Origin of the sequence: Saccharicrinis sp. 156 (genome assembly GCF_050589685.1) — a bacterium.
Lineage (GTDB): Bacteria > Bacteroidota > Bacteroidia > Bacteroidales > Marinilabiliaceae > Saccharicrinis.
Window position 1 is genome coordinate 1 of sequence record NZ_JBNGOS010000084.1, and the last position, 5,145, is coordinate 5,145.

A 5,145-nucleotide genomic window follows, 5' to 3' on the forward strand; every position below is an offset into this window, starting at 1 on the left:
AAATAGTTGAAAACCAAATGTATGGTTTTTTAACGAACTAAACCTCCATCTACCGACGAAGGAGGTTTAGTTCAACAATAAATATACGTAATGCGGGCTGAAGTGGTAAATTTGAACATTAAAGAATTAATAAATTTTGTAGCGGTTTGATAGTGTAGAGCGTTGAAATCCCGCACTACGCATATTCGAGCCGTTACCACACATTTTAAACACATAGAAAATGGCAAAATATATAATTAAAATATCAGTAGTTGCTTTGTTGACTTCATGTGCAACAATTAATCAGAAAACAATCACTGGTTATTATCGGACAAAAGGTAGTTTTGAGATGGGGTCATCTATCAGGCTAAATAAGGATTCAAGTTTTGTCTACAATTGGCAAGGAGGATTGGTTTATGGAGAAACAAAAGGTAAATGGAAAATTAAGGACAAAGAATTAATTTTAAATAGTGACTTACAACCTGAAAATGATACAACTCCAAGTTATTATCTAATTGAAGCAGCAAAAAGAAATTCAAATAAAATAAGATTTGACCTGTTCTTCCCTGACTCAACAGAAGTATTGCCAGCTGCAACAGGGATAATGTTTGAAAATGGTGTTAAAATTTCAAATCAACTATCTAATATGAGCGGACAAATGAGTTTTCAAAAGCAGGATTTTGACAGCATAAAAATCTCATTTGTTGGATTAAGAGATATAATAATAACTGATTCAATAAATGACTATTTAAAAATTGCTGCCGTTGAAAATTTCGGTAGTGGATATGAGTTCTTCACTAATGAAATTTGGAACATTAGACACAAATCATTAATTGACTATACTTTCAACAGATATTATTATGAAAAACGATTTCATAAAATTGAATAAAAAAACGTGTGGTAACAAAGTACATATTTCAGAGCGGGGTTGGTGCGGTTAGCAACTGCGGCTCTCGCATCATCGTTCCGTCCTGCCGGACAGGAACGAAGCTCCGAAATCCGCTCCGCAACATGTACCAACCGTTGTAACCAATGCAAGAAACGGTCGTGCATTAAAATTAGAGATGAAAACATTTTAAGTATATTTGCAAAAACAATTAGAAGAAATGAATAGAAACCCTTATTTTAATTACATAGATGAAAAACTTCACGTTTTAGCTAGAAGGATTGAAACTAGGGGAAAGCTGAATATGTTAGACTTACATTTACATTCAGAGAATTTCTATTTGCACCTTTTAAATTTATTGTATGGCTATTCGCTTGAGAATTTAAATGCAAAGTTGCAAAACGTTGAAGCAATAGATTTAATAGACCATACAAACAAAATAGTTGTTCAAGTATCAGCAACTTGCACGAAACAAAAAGTTGAATCGGCTCTATCAAAAAAACTAATGAATAATTATAAAGGTTATTCATTTAAATTCATCTCTATTTCAAAGGATGCTTCTGATTTAAGAAAAAAAACGTTTAAGAATCCCTTTTCTTTGGCTTTTGTACCTACTACAGATATAGTTGATATTACTACTGTGCTGAATACTACTTTAAGCAAAAAAGCAGTTGAAATAAAAGAGGTATACAGATTCATAAAAGAAGAGCTTGGAGGGGAAGTTGATGTTGTTAAGCTTGATTCAAATCTTGCTTCTGTAATAAACATACTTTCTAAAGAAAAATGGGATGAAACAAATGAAAGTGAGTCTGTTAATAGTTTTGAAATTGAGCGTAAAATCACACATAATGACCTAAAGGATTCAAAAGATATAATTGATGAATATTGTGTGTTTTATAAAAAAGTTGATGAAAAATATTCTGAATTTGACACTTCAGGAGTTAATAAAAGTACATCAGTATTAAGAAGCATTCGAAAAGAATATCGTAATCTAAAAAACTCTGGTACAGCTGATTTTGTTTTTCAAGAAGTTATTGAAAAAATAAAGGAAAAGGTGCTTGAAAGTCCTAATTTTGAAGAAATCCCTATTGATGAATTAGAATTATGTATTGATATTCTTGTTGTAGATGCATTTATAAGATGTAAAATATTTGAAAACCCTCAAAATTATAATTATGCTTCTTCCTGATAATATACATCCAGAAAATAGCATCTATTATAATGGTGCAATCGTCTTACAAGTTCTTCAAAAAACGAATGGACTTGATATAGTAAATCTTTATCAAGAAGTAAAACAACTAAAGGAGCTGACTTTTTCAGTCTTTATTCTTTGCTTGGATTGGTTGTATATTGCAAATATTGCAAAAGTTAAAGAAGGGAGAGTTGAATTATGTTCTTAAAATCATTAACAATTACGAAAGGAGCTTCGGTAATTCGAGATATTGAATTTCGAAAAGGAATTAATCTTATTGTTGACAAAAGCGAAGGGAAAATCACAGGAAATAGTGTTGGGAAAACTACTGTTTTAAAACTTGTTGATTTTTGTTTTGGTGCAAACAAAAAGAATATCTGGGAAGACCCAGAAAATAAAAAAGAAGTTTATACCCTTGTAAAAAATCATCTGATAAACAATGAAATTTTAGTCGCTCTTACTTTAACGGAAAATCTTGATGATGAATCTGCTACTGAAATTGTAATTGAAAGAAATTTTTTAAGTGCAAAAAGTAAAGTAATAAGAAAAGTTAACGGTGAAAGTTTAACCGAGAATGAATTCGAACCAAAGTTAACAGAACTACTTTTTCCTGAACATTTATCTGATAAACCAACTCTAAGACAAATTATATCTCATAATATTCGATATAAAGATTTGAGTATTAATAACACTCTAAAGACACTTGATAGATATACATCAGATGCAGAATATGAAACTTTGCATTTGTTTTTATTAGGTTGTGAATTTACTAAGGGAAACAATAAACAAGAATTACTTGAAAAAATAAAACAAGAAGATTCATTTAGAAAAAGACTTGAGAAAATTCAGACCAAATCAGCTTACGAATCGACTTTAGCGATAATCGAAAGTGAAATAGATGAGCTTAATAAGAAAAAATCGGATCTTAATTTGAATGAAAATTTTGAATCAGATTTAGATGCATTAAATCAAGTAAAATACGACATCAACAGGCTTAGCTCAGAAATAAGTAAGTTGAATATTCGAAAAGATTTGATAAATGAAACTTTATTGGAATTGGAGAATTCTAGTTCGATTATAGATACAAATCAACTTAATCAAATATACCAACAAGCATCTAGTGTTTTAGGGAAACTACAAAAATCATTTGAAGATATGGTAGCATATCACAACAACATGATTACTGAAAAGAAAAAATTCATATCAAATGAACTTCCTGTACTAGAATCTAAGATTAAAAAAAACAGTATTCAATTAAATAAACTATTAGGACAAGAACAGGAATTATCACAAATTATATCAAAAAGCGATTCGTTTGAAGAGCTTGAAGTCTTAATTGCTGAATTGAATGAGAAACATAGGTTAAAAGGAGAATACGAGAATATTGTTCAACAGTTGAATGATGTTGAAGATAATCTTAAAAGCTTTAATGAGACTCTAGAATCAATAGATGAAGAATTATTCTCAGATGATTTTGAAGCTACCGTTAAAACTCAATTAAATAAGTTTAATAAGCACTTTTCTTCAGTTTCAGAATTGTTGTATAATGAAAAATATGCATTAAAGTACGATAAGGTTAAAAATAAGAAGGGGCAACGGTTATATAAGTTTAGTGCATTCAATACAAACTTTAGTTCTGGAAAAAAGCAAGGAGAAATTTCATGTTTTGATATCGCATACACTTTTTTTGCTGATGAAGAAAATATTCCTTGCATGCATTTTATTCTTAACGATAAGAAAGAATTGATGGATGGCAAGCAACTTGTTAAAATAGCAGACTTGGTCAATAAAAGTGATATTCAATTTATTGCCTCAATATTGAAAGACAAGTTACCAGATGAATTGAATAATGAAGATTATTTTGTTCTTGAACTTTCTGAAGATAATAAACTCTTTAGAATAGAGGAGTAGAAAGCACAGGTTACAACACGCGGTCATAAAACATTGGGAGTTAGGTGTTTATTTGCGCCTCTGTTCTCGCATCAAAGTTTATTGTATTTTGATAATGAAGTAGCTTCGAATTTCCCAACGTTTCATACACCAACCGTTATGGTTTATTATAAAAGAGAACTTTATGGAAATTGATAGATATAAATCATTTGATAAATCATTAGAGAAGTGCCTTACAGATGTCAATGTTGATATGAGCGAAGGAATACTCGACTCTATTATCGATAGTGATATTCTTGATATAATACCAATTGTGAAAATACTAAAAGCAGGAGTAGTATTTAGCAATACTTTAAAGGAAAAGTTCTTTTTAAGAAGTTGATTCGTTTTCTATTTGAAATACAAAATGTATCTGAAAACGAACGAAGTGAATTTATTCTGGAACTTGAAAAATCTGACTATAGGAAAAAAGTTTACGATAATACTCTATTAGTTATTGACAGATTAGACGAGGAAAGCAAGGCATCAATTGTTGGTAAGCTATTCTGTAAACTAATAGAAGGTAAAATTGACCGAAACGAATATTTTAGGTTGGTAAATCTTGTAGAAAAAGTTTTTATAGGCGATTTAGAAGTAATTAAATATAAGGCTGAATCTTACAGGGAAATAGAAAGACCTATGGAAATATTTCGGGAATTGGATAATGAATTTTTCAAAGAAACCATGGCTAATTTTGGAATTTATAAAAGGTATTATAAGAACAAAAGTAAATATAGAAACTCGGATAGTGAGACTATAATTAAAACTGATTATGCCTTGACAACATTTGGGAAACTATTGGTTAATAATGGATTTTAAAAAATAACAAACCATAACACTTAGCCTCCAATAAAGCGTTGCTTGCATACGCTTTAGATTGGGGGGTTTGTTGAACTAAACAATCCTCCAAAAACAGCAGGGCTGTAAGGTGTTTATTTTGTGCGCTTTAACTATAGTGTTTTCAATTGCTTTTTAGTTTGGGTTTAAAGGGTTCGGATTGGGGAAAAAGCATGTTCTGTTTGCGGGCAGCAGGATAAAACAGGTTTAAAAAGGAGTATTTTTTCCAATACCGATAAATAAACATCCCTTGCCTGTTGTTTTTTACAGAAAAGGCTGTATTCCTCCCATTTACACCTGAGCGCATTATTTTTTACCCACA

Annotated in this window: 6 protein-coding genes; all 6 read left to right on the top strand. The window is 30.4% G+C overall.

What is annotated here, in order from left to right:
- Nucleotides 1–220 precede the first annotated feature (220 nt).
- On the top strand, nucleotides 221–868 hold the full coding sequence (locus ACRD64_RS24940; RefSeq protein ID WP_430937300.1) for a hypothetical protein: 648 nt from the start codon (nucleotides 221–223) through the stop codon (nucleotides 866–868).
- Nucleotides 869–1,085: 217 nt separating this feature from the next.
- Entirely contained in the window at nucleotides 1,086–2,054 is a 969-nt protein-coding gene (locus ACRD64_RS24945; protein ID WP_430937302.1) for an ABC-three component system protein, read from the top strand.
- On the top strand, nucleotides 2,041–2,265 hold the full coding sequence (locus tag ACRD64_RS24950) for an ABC-three component system middle component 6 (protein ID WP_430937304.1): 225 nt from the start codon (nucleotides 2,041–2,043) through the stop codon (nucleotides 2,263–2,265). Before ACRD64_RS24945 ends, ACRD64_RS24950 begins: the two co-directional genes overlap by 14 nt.
- Nucleotides 2,256–3,968: a DUF2326 domain-containing protein gene (locus ACRD64_RS24955; protein WP_430937306.1), complete on the top strand. Its 1,713-nt coding sequence runs from the start codon at nucleotides 2,256–2,258 to the stop codon at nucleotides 3,966–3,968. Before ACRD64_RS24950 ends, ACRD64_RS24955 begins: the two co-directional genes overlap by 10 nt.
- A gap of 163 nt (nucleotides 3,969–4,131) precedes the next feature.
- Entirely contained in the window at nucleotides 4,132–4,329 is a 198-nt protein-coding gene (locus tag ACRD64_RS24960) for a hypothetical protein (protein WP_430937308.1), read from the top strand.
- Nucleotides 4,326–4,805, top strand: coding sequence for a hypothetical protein (locus ACRD64_RS24965; RefSeq protein ID WP_430937310.1), 480 nt, complete (start codon nucleotides 4,326–4,328; stop codon nucleotides 4,803–4,805). The genes ACRD64_RS24960 and ACRD64_RS24965 overlap by 4 nt, the downstream gene beginning before the upstream one ends.
- The last annotated feature ends 340 nt before the right edge of the window (nucleotides 4,806–5,145 follow it).

Bases quoted from the DNA above. Each gene is read 5' to 3' on its own strand.
- ACRD64_RS24940 (WP_430937300.1), top strand. From the start codon at position 221: ATGGCAAAATATATAATTAAAATATCAGTAGTTGCTTTGTTGACTTCA.
- ACRD64_RS24945 (WP_430937302.1), top strand. From the start codon at position 1,086: ATGAATAGAAACCCTTATTTTAATTACATAGATGAAAAACTTCACGTT.
- ACRD64_RS24950 (WP_430937304.1), top strand. From the start codon at position 2,041: ATGCTTCTTCCTGATAATATACATCCAGAAAATAGCATCTATTATAAT.
- ACRD64_RS24955 (WP_430937306.1), top strand. From the start codon at position 2,256: ATGTTCTTAAAATCATTAACAATTACGAAAGGAGCTTCGGTAATTCGA.
- ACRD64_RS24960 (WP_430937308.1), top strand. From the start codon at position 4,132: ATGGAAATTGATAGATATAAATCATTTGATAAATCATTAGAGAAGTGC.